Below are 25090 nucleotides of genomic sequence, written 5' to 3'. Positions count from 1 at the left end.
GCCGACCGGTGACATCGGGCCCTCCCGATCGAGCGCCGACGCGGCGAGGCTGGAGTCATCAGCAATCGATCCGAAAGGCGATCCGATGATCGAGACCATGCTCCGCCCCAGCGACCTGGACCCCCGGGTGGGTGAGGCAGACCAGGCCCCTGAGGAGTCGCCGAGCGTCCCGCTGGCCGAGGCGAGTCTGCAGGGCCGCGGCAGCGAGTGACCCCGCGGGCCCTGGCGCGTTCAGCCCGAGGGTGAGGGGGCCGGCGAGCGTCGGTGTCGCAGCCGCAGACTGAGGTAGGTGACTCCCGCGACCGGGATCGGCAGCCAGAACTCCAGCGCTCGCCAGGTCAGCACCCCGAGCACCACCGGGCCGCCCTGAGCACCGAGGGCGATCAGGGACGGGATGAGCACTCCTTCGATGACGCCGAGTCCGCCGGGGGTGAGGGGGAGCAGCCCGATGAGGTTCGCGGCGCCGTACGCCGTGAGCAGGGCGCCGGGGTGGACGGTGACACCGTAGGCCCACAGGCAGACCCAGAGGCTGGCGGCGTCGAGGAGCCAGTTGGCCCCCGCCCATCCCAGTAGTGCCAGCCTGGGCCCGGGCTGTTGTTGGAGGAGGCTGACGGCCCGGAGCAGCACGGTGCGTCCGGCCGCGAGGGTCCGGTTGACCTGGCCGAGAAGCCACCGCGAACCCCGCCAGGGGGCGGCGCCTTCGAAGCGCCGTACCCGCGGCGGAGCGCTCGCCCAGGACGCCCGGGCTCCTGCTCTGGTGGTCAGCCCCACAGCGAGCAGGACTGCGAGGCCGCCGAGGCCGGCGAGCAGGTAGCCCGGGTGGGACACGATGCCGGGCAGGGCCAGGGCCACCCCGCCGGTGAAGGTGGCCACCAGGCCCGTGATGGCGATGGCCGACTGCACCGCGGCCGTCGACAGCGCGTCACCGGTCGCGACGCCGTGCGTGGTCATGAGTCGGTAGCGCAGTGCTGCGGCGCTGGCACCGCCGCCGGGAAGCACGTGGCTTGCGCCCAAGCCGGTGAGGTCGATCCGGAACTGGGTGAAGAAAGGAAGCCGGGCGCCGGGACGCAGGACCGCCTGGGTGAGCGACGTGTAGGCCAGCAACGACCCAGCCTCGAGCGCGAAGGCCACCAGGAGCAACCACACGGAGGCGTCGGCGAAGAGGCTGAGTTCGCTGCGGGCCTTGAGGAGCTGGGGTACGGCGAGGTACTCCACCAGGACCACGGTGAGCGCCACCAGCCCGACCTTGCGGACCCAGTCCCAGGTGGTCACGGTGGACCACTGGCCCCTGTGCCGCGGGGGTGCGGCAGCCGTTCGTGCGTGCTGAAGCGGCGAGCGCGTCGCCTGAGCTGACGATGGGTCGAGGGCGCCACGGGGGAGACCGGCCGCGCGGGGGCGGCGGAGATCGGGGCGATTCGGTAGAACCAGCTCTTGGCGATCTCGATGAGCACCAGATAGCCGACCACCATCGCGACCAGGGTGGCGAAGAAGGCGCCCGGCAGCGGCGCGAAGCCGAGGGTCCTGGCCAGCGGTGTCGCCGGCAGCAGGGCACCGAACGTGGCCACGCCCAGGGCGGCCAGCGTGAGCGGGAGACTGGGATGGCTGCGGAAGAACGGCACCCGCCGGGTGCGGATCGCGAAGATCACCAAGGTCTGGGTGGCCAACGACTCCACGAACCAGCCGGAGCGGAACTCGGCCGAACCGGCGTGGAAGACCCCGAGCATCACCGCGAAGGTCGCGAAGTCGAACAGCGAGCTCAGAGGCCCGAAGACCATCATGAAGCGCCGGATGAACGCGAGGTCCCAGTGCGAGGGCCGGTGCAGCTGCTCCTCGTCCACGTTGTCGGTCGGGATGGCCAGCTGGCTGGTGTCGTAGAGGAGATTGTTGAGCAGGATCTGCGAGGGCAGCATCGGCAGGAAGGGCAGGAAGAGCGAGGCGCCGGCGGCGGAGAACATGTTGCCGAAGTTGCTGGAGGTCCCCATCAGCACGTACTTGATGGTGTTCGCGAAGATCCGCCGGCCCTCGGTGACCCCGTCAGCCAGCACTCCGAGGTCCTTCTCGAGCAGGATCACGTCGGCGGCGTCCTTGGCCACATCGGTGCCCGAGTCCACCGAGATCCCGACGTCGGCCCCGTGGAGCGCAAGCGCGTCGTTGACGCCGTCCCCGAGGAACGCCACCCCCGACCCGGTGCTGCGCCGAGCCCGCACGATGCGGGCCTTGTGCTCGGGGGAGACCCGGGCGAAGACGGTGGTGGCATCGACGGCGGCGGGCAGGTCGGAGTCGGACAGGGCATCGAGGTCAGTGCCGGTCAGGACGGCATCGCCGGCCAGACCGAGGTCGTGGCAGACCTTGGCGGCGACGGCGGGGTTGTCGCCGGTGACGACCTTCACCGTGATGCCCAGGCCGGCGAGGCGCCGCAGGGCCGCGGCCGCCTCGGGCTTGGGAGGGTCCAGGAAGACGAGGAACCCCAGCAGGTGCAGACCCGTCTCGTCCGCGACCTGCAGCCGGTCTCCGCTGGCCGGGCGGGTGGCCACGGCCACCACGCGGTTGCCGGCCTCGAACTCGCGACGCATGGCCGCGCGCGCCGCCGGGGGCACGTCGAGACAGCGGTCGAGCACCGTCTCGGGAGCTCCTTTGGTCAGCAGCGTCGTGGTCGTTGCCTCGCGGAGGAGCACCGAGACCATCCTCCGGTCGTGGTCGAAGGGAAGCACCGCGAGCTTCTCGGCGCTCGCCAGGCCCTTCAGCAGGTGCGCCACCGCAGGGGTGTCGGCCAGCGCCTGGTCGAGAGGGTTGACGCCCACAGTCGCCTCATCGGTCGTGAGCGATTCAGTGCACAGCAGGCCGGCGCGCAGTACGTCGTCGGATCGAGCCTCGCCGGTGGGCACGGACCGGGCGTAGGTGATCTGGCCCAGCGTGAGCGTGCCGGTCTTGTCGGTGAACAGGGTGTCGATGTCCCCGAGGTCCTCGATGCACACGAGCCGCTTGACCAGGACCTTGCGGCGCAGCATCCGCCGTGACCCGGCCGCGAGGCTGGTCGCGACGACCGCCGGCAGCAGCTGGGGGGTGATCCCGACGGCGATGGCGAGGGAGAACAGCAGCGCGTCGAGGAAGGGGCGCTGCAGGACCAGGTTGGCGACGAAGATCAACGACGTCAGCGTGCCGGCGACGTACACGAGCAGCATGGAGAACCGTCGGAGCCCGACCTGGAACGAGGTCTCGAGCTGGTGCTCCCCGAGACCCGAGGCGATCGCCCCGAACTGGGTGTCGACCCCGGTCGCGACGACGACGCCCCGTCCGTTGCCGGCCCGCACGATGGTGCCCATCAGGGCGACAGAGGTCAGGTCGGCCAGCGCGGTCTGCGGTGCGACGGGGTCCGTCTGCTTCGCGACGGCCTGGGACTCGCCGGTCATCATGGACTCGTTGCACTCCAGGCCGTTGACCTCGGTCAGCCGGATGTCGGCCGGGACGACCTCGCCCAGATGCAGCTGCACCACGTCGCCAGGGACCAGCGCAGTCACCTCGACAGCCCGTGGCTGGCCGTCGCGGAGCACCACGGCCTGGTGACTGATCTGCGCGTGAAGGGCCTGCGCCGCCTTCTCGGCGCGGTACTCGTTCACGAAGCCGAGCCCGACCGACATCGCCACGATGACCGCGATGATCACGGCGTCACTGCGCTGCCCCACGAGGTAGGAGGCCAGGGCGGCGGTCAGGAGGAGGCCCAGCAGGGGTGAGCGCAGCTGGTGCCAGAGCACCGGGAGCAGCCGTGCGCGGTGCGAGGAGACCGCGTTGGGGCCGTAGCGCCGCGCCCGGGCCGCGACCTCCCCGGTGCCCAGTCCACGGGTGGGATCGACGTCGAGTGCGGCCAGCACCCGGCCGACGTCCTGGGTGGCCGCTGCACCGATCCTTCCGGCGGGGCCTGCAGGCCTGGAAGCACCGATCGCCGCAGGCACGTCGCCGTGGGGAACAGCGCTCGGGCGGCGATTCAACTGGTCTCCTGTCAGACCGAACGCGGGCGCGCTCGCCCCTCACTGTGCCGGTGGCGGCGACTGGGCCACAGAGACGTGCGGGGGCGTGTCGCGGGACCTTGGTCCCAGGCGAGGCTCAGGTCATCACCGGTGCAACCGCTCAGCGGGATACAGGGGCACCGGTTCTCCGGGCAGGACGATGATCGGGTCGTGGTAGGTGAACAGCAGGCTGGGGTAGATCCCGCCGTCGCCGTCCGCGAGCGGCGTCGAGAACGGGTACGACGGCCGATCGACGGTCGGCGTCAATGTGAAGGCGAGCGGCTGCGAGACGTGGACCTTGTCGGCGCAGCTGCTGCCCTCCCAGTAGTAGGCGGTGCCGACGGCGTCGACGACACCGGTGCTCTGGTTGAGGCTGAACTGGACCCAGAGGTCGCCCTGCACCTCGTGGTCGACGCAGTTGCTGAAAGACCAGGTCGCGGGTGTCACCGCGCCCGAGCGCACGATCAGGGTCTGGTTCACGTAGACGTCGCGGTCCTCGTTGGCGGACTCCGGGTCGTAGTCGTGCAGATGGACCTTCCCGCTGATGGTGACGAGCGTCTTGGCGTAGATCGGCACCGGATCCGGTGTCTTGGGAAGGATGGTCACTGAGTTCTCGGTGGCTGTCGCCGGATCAGCGCCCAGCGCGAAGACGACCCGGCGGGCGCTCGGGAGCAGCTGGGGTTGATCCTGCTCGATGGCGGCCAGGTTGAGGGTCACCAGATAGCTCGACGGGTCGTCGACGTAGTCGCTGACGTCGACGAAGGCCCCCGGCGTGGTCTCTACCCTGGCGGTGACCATCGAGCGGCTGAGGTTGAAGCCGTCGACACGGATGAGCCTGCGCTCGGACGGCAGCAGGTTGAGGTCGATCGAGTCCGGAGAGGGGTTGCAGAACCGTGGGTCGTTCGGAGGCTCGTCATCGTTCTGTCGGGCGAGCAGCCGCTTCAGATCGTTGGCGACGCGGTCGCGCAGGAAGTCGGTGTAGCAGCGCGCCTCGATCCCCACGTTCTGCATCGTGTCCTTGAGGAGCTTGTCGACCTGCACCGCCAGCGTCTTCTTGCCCTCGGCGACGAGCTTGTCGCGGGTGTCCTGCAGCACCTGCTCCCAGGATGCTGATTCCTGCTCCAGCATGAGCACCGCGTCGGACAGGATGTCGTTGGTCCTGTCCACGCCGAGACACGATGATCCCGTGAGCAGCAACGCCGCGAAGATCGAGGCGAGTGCCGTCCACACCGTCGTACGGCGCCTCCTGGTCGTGGGTGCGTCGTCGCGTCCGATCCCGAGCATGGTGTCCCCCTCTGTCGCATCGGCCGGCTCACCGTCCGATGCCTCACCATCAGGGCACCATTGGTTCCGTCAGGCGGGTAGTGGCTCTGTGCCCACTGTCGTAGGACCTTGGGAGGGGCTCGAGGACGTGGTCGTGACGGGCAACCAGGACGATCCCGCGCCACGACCTCTACGGCGCTACTGCTGACCCGGAGAACGAGTCGACTGCTCGTCGCGGCGCTGCGCGTCCACGGCCTCCAGCACGAACGCGGCGATCTCGTTCAGCGTGGCGAACTCGACCCGGGCGCCGGCACGGCACACGCGATAGCAGTGCCGACCCCTGGCGCCGCCGTCCGGCGAGGTGAGTGGCATCTCGATGGTCGTCCCGTCGGGCATGGTCATCACCGGCAGCCAGGTGGTCGGATCGCTCGGACCGGCCGAGGCCCGCAGTTTCGCGGTGTCTCGCCGATACGTCGGAAGGCGCATGGGGGGCTCCGGGGACAGCACAGACCGGGCGCCGGTCATGGCCTCAAGGTGGTCCGACCGGCCGAGCGCCTATCCGCACCCGACTCGCACGCTACGCCCGCGTTCGCGGTGCGGCAAGGGTCGTGCAGACCTTGACGAGTCAGTCGCGGTGGCTCAGCGGACGCGGCGGCTCTACCGGGTGCCCGGTCGCACTCTGGATCAGGTCCGCAGCCAGGTCCTTCACCTTGCGGTTGCTCGTCTGCGACCGGTGGCGCAGCAGGTCGAAGGCATCGTGCGCGTTCAGCTGCCGGGTGTACATCAGGATCCCCAGCGCCTGGTCGATGACGGCTCGGCTCGCGAGCGCCTGGCGCAGCTGGTCGTCCATCTCGCTGGTCTTCACCAGACGCATCACGATCGTCAACGCCATGGCCGACTGGTCGGTGAACGCCTTCGCACGAGCAAGGTCGGTGTCGAGGAAGGCGTGCGGCCGCGTGGCGAAGAGGTTGACGGCCCCGATGCTGTCCCCGTCGACCACCAGCGGCAGGCAGACGACGCTGTGCACGCCGTTGGCGAGCGCGCGCTCCCGGTAGTGACCCCACCTCGTCTCGGCGGACACGTCGGGGATCTCGATGGGCTCAGCGCAGTGCATCGCCTCCAGGCACGGGCCGCGTCCGCGGAGGTACTGCACCTCGTCCATGCGCATGGCCACCGCGTCGCTCCAGGCCACGCTCAACACCTGTCCGCCGCGGCGCAGGGTGATGCCGCAATGGGTGCCGGGCACGACCGCAGCCGCGATGCGACAGAGCTCGGTCAGGAAGTCGGTGACCTCGGGACTGTCGAGGATCAGGGCCTGGAGCTCGGCGTAGGCCGAGGCAAGGTCGAGCGGCTCCTGCGCACTGTCACGATGTGACTCCACCTTGGTCATGGCTCCTGCTCTCCACTCCTACCTGCCAGTATCGCCCGAGACTGAAGGACTTCCAAGAGGCGCATGGCACGGGCCGAAGGTCCCGGTGGGGGATGACCCCGGCCCCTGATCCGCACGACCGATGGGGGTCAGTCTGATGGCATGACGAGCACACATGCAGGCATCGTGGTTGGCTACGACGGGTCCCCGGACGCGGACGCCGCGCTCGAGTGGGCGGCGCGGGCCGCCACTCTCCGCAAACTCCCCCTGACCGCAGTCGTCGTGGAGGACTTCCCGACCTGGATGGTGGTCAGCCCCACCGAGGAGGAGGAGCAGGAGAACCGCTACGGCCCCTATGGGGGCGAGCTCCGGCAACGGGCCGAGTCCCTGCTCGCCTCGTTCGAGGTCCCTACCTGCGCGACCGAGCTGAGGCGTGGCCCGGTGGTCTCCGAGATGCTCGACGCCAGCGCGGATGCTGACTTGCTGGTCGTCGGCAGCAACGGGCACGGCAAGCTGTCCGGAGCACTGAGCGGCTCGGTGAGCCAGCACCTGGCTCGTCACGCCCGGTGCCCCGTCGTCGTGGTGCGAGCGCCGGCGGATCCGCGGGCCACCCGCATCGTCGTCGGGGTGGACGGGTCAGGCGGTAGCCAGGACGCCCTGGAGTTCGCCTGTGTCCAAGGACAGCTGACCGGGCAACCTGTCGTGGCCGTGCATGGCTGGCGGCTGTGGAACGTGCCCGTCGACAAGCATGGGGACCTGCCGGCCCCGCTCGCCAACCGGATCAGCGACCACGAGCGGCTGCTGGCCGACGCGGTGGCCGGCCTCGCCGAGAAGTTCCCGGACGTCGACCTGAGCACCGAATCCATTCCGGTTCCCGCCGCGCGCGTGCTGGCGGACGCCTCGATGACCGCAGCGCTGGTGGTCGTCGGCTCCCGCGGCCGCGGTGCCTTCGAGGGCATGCTGCTCGGCTCCGTCGGCCAGGAGGTCATGCACCGCGCCCACTGCCCGGTCGCGATCGTCCGATGACCGGGGCCGGTCGGCTGGTCTCCGAGACCTGCTGATCGACTCAGTCGGTCAGGAGTACGGCGGCGCCGCGGACCCGGTCGTCGGCCAGGTCGCAGAGCGCGTCCCGGGCCCGGTCCAGGGGGTACGGCGTGACCGTGGCCTCGACCCCGAGGCGCACGGCCAGGTGGAGGAAGTCCTCGCCATCGGCTCGGGTGTTGGACGTGACGGTCGTCAGCGTCTTCTCGTGGAACAGGTGCCGCTGGTAGTCCAGCGCCGGCACCTCACTCATGTGGATGCCGGCCAGGGCCAGCGTTCCGCGCTGGTCGAGCGCTGCCAGGGCGTGGGGAACCAGCTCCCCGGCTGGTGCGAACACGATCGCCGAGTCCAACGGGACCACGGGATCACCGGTGGCCCCGGTGACAGAGGCGGCCCCCAGGGACCGCGCCAGCGACCGCGCCTCCGCGTCCCTCGTGAAGACGTGCACCTCCGCCCCTTGGGCGATCGCGACCTGAGCCGTGAGGTGCGCACTGCCGCCGAACCCGTAGATGCCCAGGCGCCCGCCGGGTGGCAGCGCCGAGCGCTTGAGGGCCCGGTAGCCGATGATCCCGGCGCACAGCAGGGGAGCGAGGTGGAGGTCGTCGATGCCGTCGGGTGCCCGGTAGACGTACGCCGCCGGAGCGATCGTGTAGTCGGCGTACCCTCCGTCGTCGTCCCAGCCGGTGTAACGAGACGTGGTGCAGAGGTTCTCCGCGCCGCGTCGGCACCAGCGGCAGCTGCCGCAGGTGGAGCGCAGCCATGCCACGCCGACCCGGTCGCCGATCTGCAGCTCGCGGGCGCCGTCTCCCAGCGCCACCACCCGACCGACGATCTCGTGGCCGGGCACGACCTGGGCCTTCCTGGGCGACAGGTCGCCGTCGGCGACGTGGAGGTCGGTCCGGCAGACGCCGCAGGCGCTCACGCGCAGGAGCACCTCGCCCGGACCGGGGGTGGGCACCGGGACCTCGGTCAGTCGTAGGCGGGCGTGCCCCTCTCCCGAGGTCAGCCAGGCCCGCATGTGGTCGGGGCGCACGGCCTCTCCTGGGGGATTCGCAGGACTGGACACGGGCCACCTCCGACGTCGGGACTCCAGCGTGGGCGACCCAGCTGTCGCCGAGTAGGGCCGATCGTCCCGGGGAGCCCGGTCCGGGGCGCTGGGGACCTTCGCCCCTAGGGCTGGCGCGCCGTCGGGGGTCACTGTTGACGCAGATCAGCCGGACGGTGACGAAGGAGACGGGCATGGGCGCCACTGCCACGAACGGCACCGAGCGCACGGCCGACATCGTGGTGGGGGTGGACGGTTCCGAGCAGAGCACCCGGGCCCTTGTCTGGGCTCTCAAGCTGGCCAGGGCCCACGACTGGAGGGTCGAGGCGGTCACCGCCTGGCCCGATGCCGAAGCGGTCTTCGTCCGTGACGTCCCGGGGCACTCCTGCGAACCGCGTCAACGCGCGCTCGACCTGCAGGACGCCGCGCTCGGTCGGGCGACGCGGGCTCTGGGGCGACTGCCGGCCCTCGACGCCAGGATCGTGAACGCGCGTCCCCTCGAGGCGCTGCGCGACCGCGCCTCCAGCGCACGTCTCGTCGTGGTGGGGTCGCATGGCCCGACAGCTCCCTTGGCCCGGGGTGGGCGTGCGCCGCTCGGTGAGTGTCTTAGGGCCGTCGTCGACTGCCCGGTGATCCTGATCGACGGTCAGCAGGGGGAGCCTTCGTCCGGCGCCGGTGGGACCGGTGGAGGGTCCGTCCCCCGTCGGGTGGCGTGGTCAGCCGTCGCTCGATCGGTTCCCACCGTCCTTGCCATGGTGGCGCGGGGCCGGCTCAGCCGACCACGCCATCACGTCGGGTGCGTCGTCCGCTTCGCCGACGCGACTGCGGCGCGCGTCTATCGCGAGACCGTGGTGAGGGGACGGACGGCAGCCGATCCCTGCGTGCTCGCCGTGTGCTTCCGGCTTCGGCATGTCCACGGTCCGGCGCATGCCTTCTTTCGCGCGGAAAGCCTCCTGAACACCCCGCTGTTCGCGGGCTTCCCCGGCTTCGTCTCCAAGCTCTGGTTCGCAGACGACGACCACGAGGTCTATCGCGGACTCTACGCATGGGACGGTGCGGGCCCGGCCCTGCACTACGCACGCTCCCTTTCGCGGGTGTTGGCGCTGGTCAGTGAGCCCGGGTCGGTCGACTTCCGGGTCGTCCCGCGACTCAGTCTCGACCGCGTCCTGGACGACCCGACGTGTCTCGAGCCTCGCGCGAGCCCGGGCGGCCGGGAGTGGTGGCGCGTGCTGTCCGTCGCTCCGCCCGCCGCTCAGTCCTGATGGTCGTCCTCCACCTCGGTCGCTTGGCCGCCTGTGGTCGCGCCACTCTGACGAGGAATCACGGGCCGACCCTCCTGACGGGCTCGGGTGGGTGCGCCCAGGCGACGTACTGCGCTGATCAGGGCCTCCTTGGACGGACTGGACATCAGCATCGGCGCCGACCTGCGCGGGAGCTCCACGAAGAGCTCGATGCCCAGCTGCCTGGCCAGCCGGAGCCGCTGGTGGCCCGTGACCCGACGTAGGGACTGTTCGGGGGGCGGTGGTTGGCGCGACTGCCACAGGAACAGGGCCCCGGCGTGGGTTCCCAGCCACTCGGTCAGCCCGACCAGGTCGCCCGGTGTGACCAGCAGGTCGTAGCGAAGATTGCGGGTCCGTGCGCCGAGGGCCGGATGCCCGCCGGGGACGGCTGCCGGGTCCCAGCGGGGTTCCCGGGTGCCGACGTCCTCCAGGACGACATGGGGTACGCCGGGGTCGACCACCGCGGCCAACACGGTCAGCGGGGCTGCGTGAAGAGTGGTCGACCACATCCCGAGCCGTGAGCGCTGGACGTCACCCACCCGCACGTCGTGGGTCTGCATGGGGCACCTTCCGTTCGCTGGTCGTCACCACCCCCGTACCCCGAGTCCGCGACTTCACCGAACGCCGCGGCGGCGACGTGCACGCCGATCCTCGCGACCACCGTTGGGCTACAGTGAAGTGTGGAGGCGGTCTCATGAGTGGACGTGAAGACCTGCTCGCCCGACTCGCCGGTGCCATCGCGGAAACGCCCGTCGGACATCCCTTGAGCGCGCGCCTGTGCCACGCCTGTCGCAATCTCGCCGGCGCCGACAGCGCTGCCATCACCCTGGACTACCTGTCTGCCAACCGGGTGACCCTGTGCGCCACCGACGAGACCGCGAGCCGTCTGGAGGACCTGCAGGACGTCGTCGGTGAAGGGCCGGGACGAACAGCCGCGGAAACCGGCCGCGTCGAGGTGTGCCCGCTGCCGTGGCCGGGCCGCGAGCGCTGGGCGATGTTCGCCGAGGCGGCCGAGAAGGTGGTCGACCAGACGGTCATCCATGCCGTCCCCATCCAGCCGGGCGACTCCGTCCTGGGTGTCCTGACGTTGTACCTGCTCCGTCCGGCCCCGGCCGAGCTGTTGCTGGACGAGCGGACCCTGCTGACGATGGCGGCGGCGACCGGGGCAGCGCTGGCGCGGGATCCCGGCGTCTTCCAGGACGATCTGCTGTCCGGTCCCTGGAGCTCTCGGGCCCGCATCCACCAGGCCACCGGCATGGTGATCGCGCAACTGGGACTCAACTCCGACGATGCTCTGGCGGTCCTGCGTGCCCACGCCTACGCCGGGGAGACCACGTTGACTGACATCGCAGAAGAAGTCGTGTCCCGCCGACTCCGGTTCACCAACCCATGAGGAGGAAGTTTCGATGATGAGCGACGCCCAAGCCCTGAGTGGCCTCGCAGACGTCTCCGCCTCGCTGGTCGGGGAGGGCGACATCTCCGGCGTGCTGGCGTCCGGACTGGCCCGGTGTGCCGAATCGGTCGGGGCCCAGGCGGCCGGACTCCTGGTGGTGGGCGACCAGGGTCTTGAGCTGCTCTCGGCGACCTCCCATGCCGTGGAGGAGCTGGAGGCGTTGCAGGTCGGCAGCATGCAGGGGCCGTGCGTCGACTGCGTGGAGCAACAGATCGCGATCTCGGCCCCGGCTCTCGAACCGATCCGTGCCTCCTGGCCGTTGATGGCCGAAGCCATGGAACGCGCGGGGCTGCAGGGGGTCTACTGCGTTCCACTGCACTGGCAGGGCCGCGCGATCGGCGGACTCAACCTGTTCTGGAGTGCCGCCCAGGAGGAGGTCGACCCGTCATTGGCGCAGGTCGCCCAGGCGTTCGCCGACATCATGTCCGTGGCGATCATCAGCATCCATCCGACGATGACCCGTGACCTGGCGCTCGACCGCGTGCGTGATGCGCTGGCCGGCAGGGCGGTGATCGAGGTGGCGAAGGGAGTTCTCGTCGAGCAGCACGGACTGGAGCCCGACGCTGCCTTCAGCGAGCTGCTCCGACGTAGCGCAGCGGTTCACGACTCACTGGGTGCCGTCGCACTCCGCATCATCGACGCGGCGCGTCGACCTGTTGATCCTGGCTGACCGGGGGTAGGTAGCCGTTGCGGACCCCCCACAGCACCGCCTGCGCACGGTTGGTCACCCCGATCTTGCGGTAGGCCGAGCGGATGTAGGTCTTGACGGAGTTGATGCTGAGATACATCTGGTCGGCGATCTCGCGATTGGTCGCCCCCGTCGTGACGAGCCGGACGATCTCCGCCTCCTGGGGACTCAGCGCGGACACCTCGCCGGATGTCGCGAGGGCCTCGAGTGGCGACTCCTGCATCAGGTCGGCAGGCTTGGGGACGGCGCGACGTCGACTGGCTCGCGCCATCTCGGCGGACGCCGCCAGCCCCGGGATCCGGCGTCGCCCGACCAGCAGGCGCGCGACCTCGGCAGGAGCGAGCCCGGACTCGGCGACCATGGCCTGGATCGCGACCGCGGCCGAGGCAGGGGAGAGGTCGCATCGCTCGATCAGGATGCCGGTGGCCTGTTCCAGCCTCGCCCGCGATTCCAGCGCCCGGCGTACGTGCTCGGACCTGGCTTCGGCCAGGTCCTCGCGGGTGGGGGCGGCGATCAGCCGGTCCAAGGCCCCCGAGCAGGTCGCGGCCAGGCTGCCCAGCCGGACGCGCAGCGTGTCGTCGAAGTCCTGCTCCTTCAGGTAGTGCGCGACCAGGAACCCGAGGGGACTCTCCCCGGACAACAGTGGCAGGCACGCCGCAGCCTCGAACTCCAGCTGCGCCACCCGATCGGAGGATGCGGGGAACCGGTGGATCGTCACCGACTGGCTGGACAGGTAGACCGGGTGCCCGGTCCGCATCGCATCAGGTCCGGGAAGCTCGTCGGCGGCCAGGACGGAGTCCAGGTCCTCGAGCAGGGGGGAGGCGGTCCCGCGATAGACGATCGCCACCCGGTTGCCGCGCAGCACGCCGATCGACACGCCGTCGCCGCCGACGGTGCGGACGGCGTCCTCAGCAGCCTGCACGAACTCACCGAAGGTCTGCGTGGCCGCGATGGCGGCGTAGGCCTGCTCGAGCTCTGGCAAACGATGAGGCATCCACTGACCGCCTGTTCGATGTGGTGAACCAAGCACAACGCGGAACCGACCTGCACCAGCAGGGAAACGCTACTGCATGGCTCAACCCCCGCGCGGAGCCCAGACTCGACCGCCCGCCGACCGGCCTCCCGCATCGATCGCGACCGAGTCGGGTACTCGACCTCGTCACGTATCAGGCCACAGCAGGAGGAAAATGCCATGACCACGGTTGCCGAGCTCCTGGTGGAATCCTTGGCCGAGCACGGAGTCACCCAGGTGTGGGGCGTCGTGGGCGACGCCCTCAATCCGGTCACCGACGCCATCCGGCGCCAGGATCGCCTCGAGTGGATCGGGGTGCGTCACGAGGAGGTGGCGGCGTTCGCCGCCGGTGCCCAGTCCCAGCTCACCGGTCGCCTCGGAGTCTGCCTGGGAACCGTCGGACCCGGTGCCATCCACCTCCTCAACGGTCTGTACGACGCGAATAAGTCCCGCACCCCGGTGCTGGCCATCTGCGGCCAGGTTCCCCGCGAGGACCTGGGCAGCGAGTTCTTCCAGGAGGTCGACAACGACGCGCTGTTCGCTGATGTCGCGGTGTTCAACCAGACCGTGGTGAGCGCCGACCAGCTGCCGTCAGTCCTGGAGCACGCGGTCAACGCGGCCCTCGAGCACCGGGGCGTCTCGGTGCTCACCCTGCCCGGCGACGTGGGCGGGCTGGAGCTGCCGAAGCACACCCCCACCCCCACGTTCGTCGAGCCGAGTCCCGCCACGACTCCGGCTGCGGATGCCCTGCAGCGGGCGGCGAGCCTCCTCAACGCCAGCGACTCGGTGGCTCTCCTGGTCGGCCAAGGAGCCTTGGCCGCGCGGGCGGAGGTGCTGGCGCTGGCCGAGACGCTGAAGGCGCCGATGGTGCTCAGCCTGAAGGCCAAGGAGGTCCTGGAGGACGACAACCCGTTCGAGGTGGGACAGTCGGGCCTGATCGGCAACCCGGCCAGCAGAGTGGCGTTCGAGGGCTGCGACACGCTGTTCCTGATCGGCTCCGACTTCCCCTACCGAGACTTCCTGCCCACGGGCAAGACGGTGATCCAGCTCGATTCCCGCAGCAGTCACATCGGACGCCGGATCGCAGTCGACGAGGCGCTCGTCGGCGACTGTCGGCTCGGCCTCCAGGAGCTGCTTGCGCAACTCACCGGAAGCAGCGACGACTCACTGCTCACCTCGGCCCGCTCCACCTACGAGACGTGGCGCACCGGCCAGGCCCGGCTCGCCGACCCGGACTACGAGCGCAGGCCCGTCGGGCTCCTGCGCCGCAAGGTGGACAACCCGGAGTCACGCATCCGGCCCGAGCTGCTCGCCGCGGCCGTGGACCGTCACGCGGCGCAGGATGCCGTCTTCACCACCGACACCGGCATGGCCACGGTGTGGCTGTCGCGGTTCGTGCGGATGACCGGCAGCAGGCGGCTGCTCGGTTCCTTCAACCTGGGGTCGATGGCCAACGCCCTACCCCAGGCCCTCGGTGCAGCAGCTCTGGATCCCGGGAGACAGGTGGTCGCCTTCTGCGGCGACGGTGGGCTCTCGATGCTGATGGGCGACCTCATCACCGCGGTCGCCTATGAGCTCCCGGTCAAGCTCGTCGTCTTCGACAACGGCCGACTGGGCATGGTCAAGCTCGAGATGGAACAGGTCGGGCTGCCTGAGTTCGGCACCGTCCTGGACAATCCGGACTTCGCGCGGGTCGCGCGGGCTGTGGGCCTGCACGGCGTACGGGTCGAGGATCCACACCACGTCGAGGACGCCGTACGTGACCTGCTGGCAGTCGACGGACCGGCCCTGCTGGACGTGGTGACCAACCCCGACGAGATCGCGATCCCACCCAAACCCACCCTCGCCCAGGGATGGGGCTTCGCCATCGCGAAGACCAAAGAGTTCATCGAGAGTCCCGAATGAGGCGCGCGTCGTGACCGTCTCGGAGGCGATGACCGACGAGTTCGACACCGTCGCCGCCTGGACCGGGGATGCGGTCGCTGCCTTGGGGATGGACCATGCCCTTCCCGCAGCGTGCCGGGGGACCGGCAGCCCGGCGGCCCTCGACTGGTTGTGCGAGAACATGGCGCTGGGTCCCGGCGACCGGCTCCTCGACGTGGGTGCGGGCCTGGGAGGCCCTGCGGAGTACGCCGCCCGGACCCGAGGTGTGCGCCCGGTGCTGTTCGAGCCGATGGTGGAGGCCTGCCACGCCGGTCGGCGGTTGTTCGCGCACCCCGTGGCCGCGGCCACGGGTGACGCGCTAGCGCTGCCCGACGCAGCCTTCGAGGCCGTGTGGTGCCTGGGTGTGCTGTGCACCGTCGAGGACCACCAGGCGCTGGTGGCAGAGCTCCGCCGCGTCGTGACGCCCGGGGGAGTGGTCGGACTGCTGGTGTTCGAGCGAACGGTCGACGTCCTGCCGGAGCAGCCCGAGGGCAACACCTTCCCGACCGCCAGGGAGGTTGCGCAGGTGTGTGGACGCGCCGGGCTCAGGATCATCCGTCAGGCCGCTGTGTCCGACTTCGCCCCGCCCGGTCCGGCGTGGAACGCGGCGGCCGATGCGGTCGAGCGATGGATCGAAGGCGCGCACGGTGCCGATGCTCGCTGGAAGACCGCTGCCCGCCAGCAGGCGATCATGACCCGCCTCGTGGCGCAGGGGCTCGTGGCCGGGCGGCTGTATGTCGCCCGGCCGGAGATCTGAGGCGATCTACCCACAGGGGTGGAGAGGTTTCGAGCGGAACCAGGAAGGGTGGAGGACATGAGTCACCCAACCGATCAACCGCCGACCGGAACCGAGCCGACGCTGGGCGCCCTGGCCCACCAACTCACCCAACAGGTCCCCACGCTCATCCGCTCCGAGCTGCGACTGGCGCAGGCGGAGATGGCGGAGAAGGGCAAGCGGGCCGGCATCGGCCTGGGGATGTTCAGCGGAGCCGGCTTGCTGGCGTTCTTCGGTCTGGCTGTCCTGGTCAGCACCGCGGTGCTGGCGCTTGCCGAGGCCGTGGACGCCTGGCTGGCGGCGCTGATCGTGGCTGTCGTGCTCCTTCTCGCCGCTGCTGTCGTCGGCGCGATCGCGAAGAAGCAGGTGAGCGCCGCGACGCCGCCGCAGCCCGAGCACGCCATCGAGGGAGTACGACGCGACATCGCCACCCTGAAGGGGGACCACCCATGAGCCACGAACCGACTCCCAGGGAGCTGGAGCAGGAGATCGAGGCGCAGCGCGAGGAGCTTGCTGCCACGGTCGACCAGCTCGCCGCCAAGGTCGATGTCAAGGCCCGGGCCAACGCTCGGCTGGCGAGGACGAAGTCGGCCGTGACGACCGACAGCGGGGCGCCGCGGCCCGAGCTGATCGTCGCCGGAGCGCTCGCCGTGGTCGTCGTACTCGCCGTCTGGTGGCGCCGGGCGCACTGAGGAGACCGCAACGAACGAAGCGCCCACGGGCCCCTGGTCCGCGGTCAGCCCGGCGTGCTGCCTGATCTCGTCTCCCATCGTCGCCTCGACCGCCTGGGTCGATGCGGCGGCGATGAGGCGGGCGTTGTCATGCCGCCCCCTCCTGTCCGGTGGGCGAGGCCGCGCGCAGCTTCTCCAGCAGCGGTCCGGCAGCTTCGCTGAGGAACCGGTCCTGGCCGTCGTCGCCGATCTGCACCAGGGCGATGTCGGTGAACCCGGCCTTCCAGTAGGCGCTCACCGCCTCGACGACGGCGTCGAGGTCGGGGCCGCAGGGGATGGCGTCGGCGACGTCCTCGGGTCGCACGAACTGGGTGGCGCCCGTGAAACCCGCGGGCGTCGGGAGATCGGCGTTCACCGACCATCCGCCTGCGAACCAGCGGAACTGCTCGTGCGCCTTCGCCACGGCCGTCGCCTCGTCGGGGTCCCAGCAGATCGGGATCTGTCCGATGGCTCGCGCCGTGCCGCCGATCCGGGGCGCACCGTCCACCGCGTTCCAGCCGGTCACCAGGTCGGAGTCGGGCTCGACGCCGATGAGGTGGTCAGCGAATGGCGCGAAGGCCTCGATGGCACGTTCACCGCCGACGGCGACGCCGAGCTCGACTCCCTCATCGGGGAGGTCCCAGATCCGGGCGGAGTCCACCTGGAAGTATTCGCCGCGATGGTCGACCAACTCGCCGGTGTGCAGGGCCCGGATCACCTCGATGGCCTCGGCCAGCATGGCCTGTCGGTCCTGGAGGGCGGGCCAGCCGTGGCCGACGACGTGCTCGTTGAGGTTCTCGCCGCTGCCCAGCCCCAGGGTGAAGCGCCCCTCGGCCAGGATCTGCAGCGTCGCCGCCTTCTGGGCCACGACCGCCGGGTGGTAGCGCAGGGTCGGGCAGGTGACGTAGGTCATCAACCCGACGTGCGAGGTGGCCTGGGCGACCGCCCCCAACGTGGTCCAGGCGTACGGCGCGTGGCCCTGCTCGCTGAGCCAGGGCGAGAAGTGGTCGCTCATGACCTCGAAGTCGAAGCCGACGTCCTCTGCTGCCCTCGCGTAGCCGACGAGCTCGAGCGGTCCGCTCTGCTCAGTCATCAGCGTGTAGCCGAAGCTCGTCATCCGCGACTCAGCTCGGCAGTACGTCGGCGACGCTGACGTTGCCGTGGGCGGACTCGATGGCCTTGGTCAGCGCAGCTAGCTCGCGCTCGTTGAGATCGACTCCCGCCTCCTGCAGTCCGCTGCGCAACTCGGCCTCGATCGTCGGTTCGGGGGCGCCGTCCTGGTAGGACGACACCCGGTCGACGACGGCCTGGATGGCCTGGGTTCTGGCTGTGCTCTCACTGGTGGTCATGTCCGACCCGTACCCACATCGTCGAGTCCCACGTGTCAATGTGCCGGAGGGCGGTATGCATGGGACATGGCCATGCCGCTCTTCGTCGTCCAGCGCCACGATGCATCCCGTCTCCACTTCGACTTCCGCCTGGAGGTCGACGGCGTGCTGGTCTCGTGGGCCGTCCCGAAGGGTCCCTCGCTGGACCCGCGGGAGAAGCGGCTGGCTGTCAAGGTCGAGGATCACCAGCTCGACTACGCGCACTTCGAGGGACGCATCGGTAAGGGCTACGGGCGTGGCACGGTCATCGTGTGGGACACCGGCACCTATGAGAACCTCACGACCAAGAACGGTGCACCGCTCGACATGGCCGACGCGGTCGCAGCGGGTCACGTGAAGGTGTCGCTGTCCGGCGAGAAGCTGACAGGGGCGTTCGCGCTGACGCGCACCGCGATGGGTGGCGACCGGCGGAACTGGGTGCTGGTCAAGCTGGATGACGCGGGTGCCGACCGGCAGCGCCGGCCCCCGTCGACCCATGACGAGTCCGTCTTGAGCGGACGCACGAACGAGGACCTCGAGGATGAGCACGAGGGTCGCTCGACCGGCGACACGGACGCCGACGCGCCGGGATCGTGATCCCTCATGATGTCCGCCCGTCGCCGTACATTGGGCGGCGGTGCGGGAAGGGATGGATCGTGAACAGTCGGTTCGCGGTGAGCAGTCGCGGGATCCGCGTTCCTCACCGCCAGAAGGACCCCATCGACGTGCGCTTCGACGGGGAGCGGATCTGGTCGTTCAACCCCGAACGTGACCGGATGAGGCTGCATCCGTCCTGGGTTCGTTGGCCCACTGCGGTGCAGCCCTACCTGGACGGCTCTGCCGAGGTGAGCCTGGTGCGCCACGGCAGCGGTGAGATCGCGTTCAGCGAGCAGGTGAGCTTCGGTGCGAGCACCGCACCCATCCGGCTGGTCGACCCGGCCGGTCACCCACTGGCCGTCGACAAGACCGGACACCTCCAGCGCATGTTCGCGCGCACCGACCGCGCCATGACCGAGGCGGTCCTGGACTCCGTCGAGCAGGTCCTTCGCGACCTGCGCGAGGAGTGTGGCCTCGACGCGTTCCTGTCCTTCGGCTGCCTGCTCGGTGCGGTGCGCAGCGGTCACCTGATCGGCCACGACAGCGATGCCGACGTGTCCTACCTGAGCCCCCACACGCATCCCTTCGACATCATCCGGGAGAACAAGCGCGCCGAGGCGACCATGGAGGCACGGGGCTGGCGGATCACCCGGATGTCTGCCGGTGACTTCAAGATCTGGATCACCCCCGGGGGCGGTCGCCGGGTGGGCATCGACGTGTTCGCGGCCTTCCACGTCGACGGCACGTTCTACATGGTCCCCTCCGTCACTGGCGAGCTGGACCGCTCGGCGCTCCTGCCCGTCGGCGAGGTGACCCTCGAGGGGCGTCGCTTCGTGGCACCCGCCCGCCCCGCGGACCTCCTCGAGGTCCTCTACGGGCCGACCTGGCAGGTGCCCGACCCGTCGTACTCCTTCCATGCCTCGCACGCCACCGCCCGCCGGATGAACGGGTGGCTGCGCAACAACCGCAAGCACCTGCGGCACTGGGGCGACTTCTACCGCTCGAAGCCGAGCAGTCGGGTGCCGCCCACCCCCTCGCCGTTCGCGGCCTGGGTGGCGGGTCGGCTGGAGCCCCACCAGCAGGTGCTCGACGTCGGTTCCGGCAACGGCCGCGATGCCGTCTACCTGGCCGAGCAGGGACACCGGGTCACGGCGCTCGAGGGCAGCAAGGCGGCGCGGCGCTCGACCCGACGGCTCGGCGTGCAGCACTCCGTCGCCGTCCGCCCACGCGAGCTGAACCTCAACGACCTGTCCTCGATCCTGATCTCGGGCGCTCGCTTCGCGCACCTGGAGCGGCCGCCGCAGATCTACGCCCGCTTCCTGCTGGACGCCGTGGAGCGCGACGCGCGGCAGAACTTCTTCCGTTGGGCACAGATGATCCAGCGGCGAGGTGGTGAGACGTTCCTGGAGTTCCGGACCTGGCGCAGCACCCTGCGTGCCGGTGCCTTCCCCTCGAAGCACCGCACCCTGCTCCGCCCGAACCGGGTGGTCGCCGAGATCGAGCAGTACGGCGGCAGCGTGGTGCACCGTGAGGAGGGTGTCGCCCTGGCACCTTTCGAGGACGAGGACCCGCGCATCTGTCGACTCGTAGTGAGGTGGACGTGAATATTTCGGACCGTGAACAGGTACGCCTGCGGGTGGGACCCGTGTCGTTGTACAAGCGCATCGTGGCCCTGGAGGAGGAGATCCAGGAGTCGCGCAGGCTCAACCAGCGCCTCAGCGACATCATCGACGTGATCACCGAGATCCTGGTGCCCGCCGCTGACCGTGACGACGAGCGGATGCGGGACGCGCTGGCGCGCCTCGAGCGAGTCGTCGCGCCGCCCCTGGCGGAGTCGGCCGCCGACCAGTGACGCCCTGAGGCTGCGCTGGTCGGGTAGGAAGGGGCCATGGGTGACGCTTCGGAGCCGAAGGTGGTCTCCAGGGGCTTGTTGAGCGGACCTGCCCCGGTGGTGGCCGTGGTCGTGGCCGCCGCCGTGGCGGGCGGCCTGAGCCCGGGCTTCACCGATCTCTACGTCTACTTGCAGGCCGGTCGCTCGGTCCTCGACGGTCTGCCGGTCGAGCACCCGGTGGACCCGGTGACCGGGCTGTCCTTCACCTATCCGCCGTTCGCAGCGCTGGTGATGGTGCCGTTGGCGTTGGTGCCGGGCTGCTTGGCCGCGGCCTTCGTGACGGGAGCGTCCGTGGCTGCGCTCGCCGCGACCGTGCGGGTGGTCCGCATCGCGCTCGCGCGACCGGCGCCCGGGTGGCTGGTCGCGCTCGTGACGGTGGGCGCCCTCGCCCTGGAGCCGGTCTGGCAGAACCTCACGTTCGGGCAGGTCAACCTGGTCCTGATGCTGGCGGTGGTGCTCGACCTGCTTCGGCCGGACCGACGCTGGTGCGGGGTGCTGATCGGCATTGCGGCCGCAGTGAAGCTGACGCCGCTCGTGTTCGTGCTGCTCCTGCTGCTGGTCGGGCGCCGTACTGCTGCCGGTCGAGCGGTGCTGGTCTTCGCCGGCAGCGTCGCGATCGGGTTCGCCCTGATGCCAGGCTGGGCTGCGTCCTACTGGTCCCACGGGTTGTTCGACGCGAGACGGGTCGGGCCACCGGGGCTGGCGCACAACCAGTCGATCTACGGGGTGCTGACCCGGCTCCTGGACGGGCCACCACCGACACTGCTGTGGCTCGCGGTCGCCGCGCCGTTGGCGGCCGCGATCCTGGTCCTGGGTGCTTGGTGGTGGCGGCACGGAGATCGGGTGCTGGGCACCTGCCTGGGAGCCGTGGCGATGCTGCTCGCCTCGCCGGTGTCGTGGTCGCACCACTGGGTCTGGGCTGCCCCGATCGCATTGCTGCTGTGGGAGCGGGCTCGCTGGGCATGCGTTCTGTGGGGCGTCGTCTTCGTGGCCCGTCCGATCGTGTGGCCGCCGTACGGGCGTGGTCGTGAGGCGGCGTGGAGCCCGCTGGAACACGTGGCTGGCAACGCCTACGTCCTCGCTGCCCTGGCGCTCTGCATCTGGGCCGCACGGCGCGCGACCTCTGGGCCAGCTCTCCGGGGTCTGGGAGCACGTGGGCGCACCCCCGGTGCGGACCCTCTGGCTTCCTGATCGAATCGTTTGCGGTTCGACACAACCTCCTGACCGACTCCCGGAGTCAGATCAGCAGAAGGGGGTGGTGTCAGATGTTCACCGTGACCAAGAACCCGGACGCGCTGACGTTCGAGGAGTACGCCGCGAGTTCATGGCCGGCGCTGTACCGCTACGGCTATCTGCTGGCCGGCAACCATGCCGACGCCGAGGACCTGGCGCAGCAGACGCTGCTGAAGGCCCACCGGTCCTGGTCGCGAGTCTCAGGCTCCGACTCGCCGGCGGCCTACGTGCGGCGCATGCTGATCAACACCTACCTGTCCGAGCGGCGACCCCAGGCGCGGCGCCTGGAGGTGCTCACCGACGCTCCGCCGGAGCCGGTGCACGACAAGGTCGCGGGCCCCGAGGACCGCATGGTGCTCTGGCCGCACGTGAAGTCGCTGCCACCACGCCAGCGGGCCGTCATCGTGCTCCGCTACTACGAGGACCTCAGCGAGTTGGAGATCGCCGACGCACTCGGCTGCTCGCGGGGCAACGTGAAGTCCACTGCCCACCACGCCCTCAGGGCATTGCGAGCCGCGATCGGCCAGCACGACACGGACGGAAAGGAGAACTGACATGCCCATCGACGTCGAAGAGACCCTGGGCCAGGAACTGCACGATGTGGCCGAGAGCTTGCGCATCCCCGCCATGCCGCCGTTGCCGCAGGAGCCGCCGCGTCCTAGACGCCACTGGCAGCCCCTGCTCGTCGCGGCCGCCGTGGTGCTCATTCTGGCCGGGACCGTCCTGGTCGTGACGAACGATCGCGGTGGACGCGAGCCACAGCCGGCACCGTCGCCGACCCTGCCCACCTCGACCCTTCCCTCGCCCACCGAGCCTGACGCGGCGATCAGGATCCCGACGACCCCACCGAGCGTCCCCTACGTCCTCGACCAGCAGCTGTACGTCGGCGGCGAACAGGTGCCCGGCAGCTGGTGGTCGGTGGAGGGCACCGCTCAGGGTTGGCTCGCCCAGCGCGCCGACGGCACGTGGCAATGGGGCCGCGGACAGCGGGTCGAGGACTTCACGCTCCCACTGCCGGTCCCTCCGGTGATCTCGCCGAACGGGAGATATCTCGCCTACATCACCCGGGAGGGCGACAAGGACATCGTCACCGGCTTCGACACCAGCTTCAGTGGCGAGGGCATGGGTGGCATCGGCATCGACCCCGGCGACCCTCAGGACGGGAGCACCGTGACGGTCCGGGCCGTCATGAACGACGGCCGGGTCCTCGTCCAGGGCACCGACACCGCCCTGCTGTGGCTGCCGTTCGTGGACACCACCACGGTCGACCTCTCCCGCACCGCACCCGACCAGCAGATCCTCGACGGCACCGCCACCGGACTGCTCGCCACCGATGGCTCGGACGGGACCATCGACGGCACGCAGGGTTCGCCGTACCTCGCGGAGATCTCGAACGACGGACTGCTCACCCCGACCGCCCCGTTGCCCAACTTCAGCGGCGACCTGATCGTGAGCCCCGATGGTCAGCGGCTGGTCTGGGCTTCGCCCGACGCCCTGGGTGGGGAGGTCACGGCCATCGGGACGCTGCAGTCGCAGAACATCGACGGCACCGGGCGGGCCATCCTGACCGCCCCCGATGGATGGGGTTTCCGAGTGATGGACTGGGTGTGGGAGGACGACGACTTCGTGGTCTCCGCCGTGCTCGCGGACGGTGACACAGCCGAACGGATGGCCCGGTGCAGTGTCCGGACCGGTCGCTGCGTGTTGGTCCAGGTGCCATGATCCTCAGCGCTGTTCAGGGTACGGAGGGCGCGGCGGGGGTGCCTGGTCGCCCCAACCACCCGCCGCGGGGTGCTGGGGATATCCCGGCTGGTGGGGCGGGGGGCCGCCCTGGGGCGGGTACGTCGGCCGGGGGATCGCCAGGGCGGTTCGCACCGACGTCGGGACGACGAGCGCGTAGATCGCCAGGGTGGGCAACGTGAACCAGAATGCTGCCTCCCAGCCGTTCATGCCCAGTTGGTAGTCGAAGCTGCGCAACAGGGAGACGGTGACGATCGAGGCCAGCAGGTAGCCGCCGATGACTGCCAGGACGATCGGCCGGTTCTGGCGAGGGTTGTGGAGCAGGGAGATCGCCACGACGGCAGCCACCGTCGAGCAGATGATCAGGACCACGGCGATGAACAGGCCGGGATCGGTGAGTTCGCGGTCGATCATCGCGATGATGAGTGCGACACCGGAGACCCCGAGAGCCGCGGCCGCGACGCTGAGCGCGGCAGTTGCTGTCTCGATCCATCCGGAGACGGGATCACGCTCCAGGCGAGCGCGATGGATCGGTCGGGAGACCGACAGACCGGCGGCGGCGCCGATGAGGAAGGTGCCGCCGTACACGTAGTTCCACTTCTCGACGGCCTGCGCGAAGAAGACACCTGACCCATCACCGGCGAGTGACAACAGGCAGACCGCGACCACCGTGAAGGTAATCACGCTGAAGACGCGGATCCAGCCAGTCTTGCGCTTGAGGATTCCGACAGTCGGCCATCCGATCAGCACGATGAACGTGACGGGGGCGGCGAGAGTGAGTCCGACAAGCGTGAGGAGGCTGTCAGACAGCGAGCCGAACAGGTCGAGCCAGTCGAAGGCGAAACCGACGAAAGCAACGATGCCGACCGCGAGTGCTGCCGATGCCGTGGCGATCGTGGCCGTCACCCACAGCTCGTCGGTGCGATGGGTCTGGCCCTCTTCGGCGGCGCGAGGTTGCACGGCGAGGGTGATGCCGGCCAGGGCAGTGGCGATGCCGATCCCGAGGCCACCCTCGAAGTCGTTGCCGAGGTTGACGAGCTCGTTGACGATCGCCGCGAACACGGCCAGGAGCGCTGGGACGTTGGCCGCGAACTTGGCCAACCCGGACTCAGCCGGCCCAAAACCTGGAATCAGCTGGGCCTTGGCGACGTAGGGAATGGCCAGGGAGGCCAGCGACAACAGCAACGCGATGACGACCCACCACCGGTCAGTTGCGTCCCCGTTGAGGTCCCACGGCATCCCGAACGCCGCGAACAGGCAGAACAGCGCGGCAGCATCTCGGACGAAGTCGGAGATGGGGACTCCCAGGAACGGATTGATCCGCGGTGCGGCTGGATATCCGGGAGGTCCTTGGGGCTGCCACCCGGGCGGGGCCGGCGGAGGGGTCCAGTTCGGCGCGGCCGGCTGCGGCGTGGGTGGGGCCGGGGCTGTCGGGGCTTGCTTGGTGAGTCCTACTGGCGGTACGGCCGAAGCAACTGGGGGAACAGGGGCAACTGGCGGCGCGGGCGGTGCTACTGGCGGAAGGGGGGCAGCCGCCTGAGCCGGTGGCGCCGGCGTACGGATCTGGGTCGTCTCGACCTCGGGTGGGCCCGGGGTGGGTGCCGCCGCGACCGTGGGGCCCGAGTGGGCCGGTGCCGGTGCTGGCGCCGTGGGCAGCGTCTCGTACCGGGAGCCGCACATGGGGCAGAAAGAGCCACCT

General features: G+C 70.1%; 26 protein-coding genes. 15 read left to right on the top strand and 11 right to left on the bottom strand.

Features of this window, described 5'->3' with window-relative positions; translation table 11 throughout:
* The first annotated feature begins 85 nt into the window (after nt 1–85).
* A complete protein-coding gene (locus AB7I40_RS21200; RefSeq protein ID WP_428345012.1) occupies nt 86–211 on the top strand; it encodes a hypothetical protein in 126 nt (41 codons plus the stop codon).
* 20 nt (nt 212–231) lie between these two features.
* Here AB7I40_RS21200 and AB7I40_RS21195 read toward each other — a convergent pair whose 3' ends face one another.
* The 5 genes from AB7I40_RS21195 to AB7I40_RS21175 form a co-directional block, all read right to left on the bottom strand.
* Nucleotides 232–1272, bottom strand: coding sequence for a lysylphosphatidylglycerol synthase transmembrane domain-containing protein (locus AB7I40_RS21195; RefSeq protein WP_428345013.1), 1041 nt, complete (start codon nt 1270–1272; stop codon nt 232–234).
* On the bottom strand, nt 1269–3986 hold the full coding sequence (gene mgtA / locus AB7I40_RS21190) for a magnesium-translocating P-type ATPase (protein WP_428345014.1): 2718 nt from the start codon (nt 3984–3986) through the stop codon (nt 1269–1271). Before mgtA ends, AB7I40_RS21195 begins: the two co-directional genes overlap by 4 nt.
* Nucleotides 3987–4109: 123 nt before the next feature.
* Nucleotides 4110–5288 (bottom strand): hypothetical protein, encoded by a 1179-nt coding sequence (locus AB7I40_RS21185; protein WP_428345015.1) that lies wholly within the window; start codon nt 5286–5288, stop codon nt 4110–4112.
* A gap of 177 nt (nt 5289–5465) precedes the next feature.
* A complete protein-coding gene (locus tag AB7I40_RS21180; RefSeq protein WP_428345016.1) occupies nt 5466–5753 on the bottom strand; it encodes a hypothetical protein in 288 nt (95 codons plus the stop codon).
* Nucleotides 5754–5892: 139 nt separating this feature from the next.
* Nucleotides 5893–6657 carry a GAF and ANTAR domain-containing protein gene (locus tag AB7I40_RS21175; protein ID WP_428345017.1) on the bottom strand — a complete coding sequence of 255 codons (765 nt, stop codon included), beginning with the start codon at nt 6655–6657 and terminating at the stop codon, nt 5893–5895.
* A gap of 141 nt (nt 6658–6798) precedes the next feature.
* Here AB7I40_RS21175 and AB7I40_RS21170 point away from each other — a divergent pair, with 141 nt between their 5' ends.
* Nucleotides 6799–7662, top strand: coding sequence for a universal stress protein (locus tag AB7I40_RS21170; RefSeq protein ID WP_428345018.1), 864 nt, complete (start codon nt 6799–6801; stop codon nt 7660–7662).
* 40 nt (nt 7663–7702) lie between these two features.
* Here the strand turns inward: AB7I40_RS21170 and AB7I40_RS21165 are convergent, their stop codons facing one another.
* Entirely contained in the window at nt 7703–8710 is a 1008-nt protein-coding gene (locus AB7I40_RS21165; protein ID WP_428345019.1) for a zinc-dependent alcohol dehydrogenase family protein, read from the bottom strand.
* Nucleotides 8711–8916: 206 nt separating this feature from the next.
* Here AB7I40_RS21165 and AB7I40_RS21160 point away from each other — a divergent pair, with 206 nt between their 5' ends.
* The gene (locus tag AB7I40_RS21160; RefSeq protein ID WP_428345020.1) at nt 8917–9984 is read left to right on the top strand and encodes a universal stress protein; all 1068 of its coding nucleotides are present in this window, start codon (nt 8917–8919) and stop codon (nt 9982–9984) included.
* Here AB7I40_RS21160 and AB7I40_RS21155 read toward each other — a convergent pair.
* Entirely contained in the window at nt 9975–10562 is a 588-nt protein-coding gene (locus AB7I40_RS21155) for a hypothetical protein (protein ID WP_428345021.1), read from the bottom strand. The genes AB7I40_RS21160 and AB7I40_RS21155 overlap by 10 nt on opposite strands.
* A gap of 134 nt (nt 10563–10696) precedes the next feature.
* Here AB7I40_RS21155 and AB7I40_RS21150 point away from each other — a divergent pair, with 134 nt between their 5' ends.
* A complete protein-coding gene (locus AB7I40_RS21150; RefSeq protein ID WP_428345022.1) occupies nt 10697–11395 on the top strand; it encodes an ANTAR domain-containing protein in 699 nt (232 codons plus the stop codon).
* Between the two features lie 16 nt (nt 11396–11411).
* Nucleotides 11412–12125, top strand: coding sequence for a GAF and ANTAR domain-containing protein (locus tag AB7I40_RS21145; RefSeq protein WP_428345023.1), 714 nt, complete (start codon nt 11412–11414; stop codon nt 12123–12125).
* Here AB7I40_RS21145 and AB7I40_RS21140 read toward each other — a convergent pair.
* Entirely contained in the window at nt 12088–13137 is a 1050-nt protein-coding gene (locus AB7I40_RS21140) for a LuxR C-terminal-related transcriptional regulator (RefSeq protein WP_428345024.1), read from the bottom strand. The two genes, AB7I40_RS21145 and AB7I40_RS21140, sit on opposite strands and share 38 nt — an antisense overlap.
* Nucleotides 13138–13335: 198 nt before the next feature.
* Here AB7I40_RS21140 and AB7I40_RS21135 point away from each other — a divergent pair, with 198 nt between their 5' ends.
* The 4 genes from AB7I40_RS21135 to AB7I40_RS21120 are packed head-to-tail and all read left to right on the top strand — an operon-like array spanning nt 13336 to nt 16545.
* Nucleotides 13336–15060 (top strand): thiamine pyrophosphate-dependent enzyme, encoded by a 1725-nt coding sequence (locus AB7I40_RS21135; RefSeq protein WP_428345025.1) that lies wholly within the window; start codon nt 13336–13338, stop codon nt 15058–15060.
* A 10-nt stretch (nt 15061–15070) separates the two neighbouring features.
* Entirely contained in the window at nt 15071–15835 is a 765-nt protein-coding gene (locus AB7I40_RS21130; protein WP_428345026.1) for a class I SAM-dependent methyltransferase, read from the top strand.
* A 57-nt stretch (nt 15836–15892) separates the two neighbouring features.
* Nucleotides 15893–16306, top strand: coding sequence for a phage holin family protein (locus AB7I40_RS21125; RefSeq protein WP_428345027.1), 414 nt, complete (start codon nt 15893–15895; stop codon nt 16304–16306).
* Entirely contained in the window at nt 16303–16545 is a 243-nt protein-coding gene (locus tag AB7I40_RS21120; RefSeq protein ID WP_428345028.1) for a DUF3618 domain-containing protein, read from the top strand. Before AB7I40_RS21125 ends, AB7I40_RS21120 begins: the two co-directional genes overlap by 4 nt.
* 127 nt (nt 16546–16672) lie before the next feature.
* Here AB7I40_RS21120 and AB7I40_RS21115 read toward each other — a convergent pair whose 3' ends face one another.
* Together AB7I40_RS21115 and AB7I40_RS21110 are read right to left on the bottom strand one after the other, a co-directional pair.
* Nucleotides 16673–17680, bottom strand: a complete 1008-nt coding sequence (locus AB7I40_RS21115; RefSeq protein ID WP_428345029.1) for an LLM class F420-dependent oxidoreductase — start codon at nt 17678–17680, stop codon at nt 16673–16675.
* A gap of 7 nt (nt 17681–17687) precedes the next feature.
* A complete protein-coding gene (locus tag AB7I40_RS21110) occupies nt 17688–17912 on the bottom strand; it encodes a hypothetical protein (RefSeq protein ID WP_428345030.1) in 225 nt (74 codons plus the stop codon).
* Between the two features lie 66 nt (nt 17913–17978).
* Here AB7I40_RS21110 and AB7I40_RS21105 point away from each other — a divergent pair, with 66 nt between their 5' ends.
* The 6 genes from AB7I40_RS21105 (at nt 17979) to AB7I40_RS21080 (ending at nt 23373) form a co-directional block, all read left to right on the top strand.
* Nucleotides 17979–18527, top strand: a complete 549-nt coding sequence (locus AB7I40_RS21105; protein WP_428345031.1) for a DNA polymerase ligase N-terminal domain-containing protein — start codon at nt 17979–17981, stop codon at nt 18525–18527.
* A gap of 59 nt (nt 18528–18586) precedes the next feature.
* A complete protein-coding gene (locus AB7I40_RS21100; RefSeq protein ID WP_428345032.1) occupies nt 18587–20131 on the top strand; it encodes a class I SAM-dependent methyltransferase in 1545 nt (514 codons plus the stop codon).
* Complete coding sequence (locus tag AB7I40_RS21095) at nt 20128–20379, top strand: DUF6752 domain-containing protein (protein ID WP_428345033.1); 252 nt, start codon at nt 20128–20130, stop codon at nt 20377–20379. The genes AB7I40_RS21100 and AB7I40_RS21095 overlap by 4 nt, the downstream gene beginning before the upstream one ends.
* Before the next feature lie 36 nt (nt 20380–20415).
* A complete protein-coding gene (locus AB7I40_RS21090; protein WP_428345034.1) occupies nt 20416–21609 on the top strand; it encodes a glycosyltransferase 87 family protein in 1194 nt (397 codons plus the stop codon).
* A 74-nt stretch (nt 21610–21683) separates the two neighbouring features.
* Nucleotides 21684–22205 carry a SigE family RNA polymerase sigma factor gene (locus AB7I40_RS21085; protein ID WP_428345035.1) on the top strand — a complete coding sequence of 174 codons (522 nt, stop codon included), beginning with the start codon at nt 21684–21686 and terminating at the stop codon, nt 22203–22205.
* A 1-nt stretch (nt 22206) separates the two neighbouring features.
* Nucleotides 22207–23373 (top strand): hypothetical protein, encoded by a 1167-nt coding sequence (locus tag AB7I40_RS21080; protein ID WP_428345036.1) that lies wholly within the window; start codon nt 22207–22209, stop codon nt 23371–23373.
* A 3-nt stretch (nt 23374–23376) separates the two neighbouring features.
* On the opposite strand, the gene AB7I40_RS21075 is transcribed toward AB7I40_RS21080, so the two are convergent.
* Nucleotides 23377–24630 carry a hypothetical protein gene (locus AB7I40_RS21075; RefSeq protein WP_428345037.1) on the bottom strand — a complete coding sequence of 418 codons (1254 nt, stop codon included), beginning with the start codon at nt 24628–24630 and terminating at the stop codon, nt 23377–23379.
* Nucleotides 24631–25090: the final 460 nt, after the last annotated feature.

It is taken from the genome of Nocardioides sp., assembly GCF_050246775.1.
Classification (GTDB): Bacteria; Actinomycetota; Actinomycetes; order Propionibacteriales; family Nocardioidaceae; genus Nocardioides.
Note: the sequence above shows the minus strand (reverse complement) of the source record. Positions and strands in the feature narration are given on the sequence as shown.

Bases quoted from the DNA above. Each gene is read 5' to 3' on its own strand.
- AB7I40_RS21135 (WP_428345025.1), top strand. From the start codon at position 13,336: ATGACCACGGTTGCCGAGCTCCTGGTGGAATCCTTGGCCGAGCACGGA.
- AB7I40_RS21200 (WP_428345012.1), top strand. From the start codon at position 86: ATGATCGAGACCATGCTCCGCCCCAGCGACCTGGACCCCCGGGTGGGT.
- AB7I40_RS21170 (WP_428345018.1), top strand. From the start codon at position 6,799: ATGACGAGCACACATGCAGGCATCGTGGTTGGCTACGACGGGTCCCCG.
- AB7I40_RS21085 (WP_428345035.1), top strand. From the start codon at position 21,684: ATGTTCACCGTGACCAAGAACCCGGACGCGCTGACGTTCGAGGAGTAC.
- AB7I40_RS21125 (WP_428345027.1), top strand. From the start codon at position 15,893: ATGAGTCACCCAACCGATCAACCGCCGACCGGAACCGAGCCGACGCTG.
- AB7I40_RS21080 (WP_428345036.1), top strand. From the start codon at position 22,207: ATGCCCATCGACGTCGAAGAGACCCTGGGCCAGGAACTGCACGATGTG.
- AB7I40_RS21155 (WP_428345021.1), bottom strand. From the start codon at position 10,562: ATGCAGACCCACGACGTGCGGGTGGGTGACGTCCAGCGCTCACGGCTC.
- AB7I40_RS21180 (WP_428345016.1), bottom strand. From the start codon at position 5,753: ATGCGCCTTCCGACGTATCGGCGAGACACCGCGAAACTGCGGGCCTCG.
- AB7I40_RS21090 (WP_428345034.1), top strand. From the start codon at position 20,416: ATGGGTGACGCTTCGGAGCCGAAGGTGGTCTCCAGGGGCTTGTTGAGC.
- AB7I40_RS21145 (WP_428345023.1), top strand. From the start codon at position 11,412: ATGAGCGACGCCCAAGCCCTGAGTGGCCTCGCAGACGTCTCCGCCTCG.
- AB7I40_RS21140 (WP_428345024.1), bottom strand. From the start codon at position 13,137: ATGCCTCATCGTTTGCCAGAGCTCGAGCAGGCCTACGCCGCCATCGCG.
- AB7I40_RS21185 (WP_428345015.1), bottom strand. From the start codon at position 5,288: ATGCTCGGGATCGGACGCGACGACGCACCCACGACCAGGAGGCGCCGT.
- AB7I40_RS21175 (WP_428345017.1), bottom strand. From the start codon at position 6,657: ATGACCAAGGTGGAGTCACATCGTGACAGTGCGCAGGAGCCGCTCGAC.
- AB7I40_RS21075 (WP_428345037.1), bottom strand. From the start codon at position 24,630: ATGCCGTGGGACCTCAACGGGGACGCAACTGACCGGTGGTGGGTCGTC.
- AB7I40_RS21105 (WP_428345031.1), top strand. From the start codon at position 17,979: ATGGCCATGCCGCTCTTCGTCGTCCAGCGCCACGATGCATCCCGTCTC.
- AB7I40_RS21115 (WP_428345029.1), bottom strand. From the start codon at position 17,680: ATGACGAGCTTCGGCTACACGCTGATGACTGAGCAGAGCGGACCGCTC.
- AB7I40_RS21160 (WP_428345020.1), top strand. From the start codon at position 8,917: ATGGGCGCCACTGCCACGAACGGCACCGAGCGCACGGCCGACATCGTG.
- AB7I40_RS21110 (WP_428345030.1), bottom strand. From the start codon at position 17,912: ATGACCACCAGTGAGAGCACAGCCAGAACCCAGGCCATCCAGGCCGTC.
- AB7I40_RS21150 (WP_428345022.1), top strand. From the start codon at position 10,697: ATGAGTGGACGTGAAGACCTGCTCGCCCGACTCGCCGGTGCCATCGCG.
- AB7I40_RS21120 (WP_428345028.1), top strand. From the start codon at position 16,303: ATGAGCCACGAACCGACTCCCAGGGAGCTGGAGCAGGAGATCGAGGCG.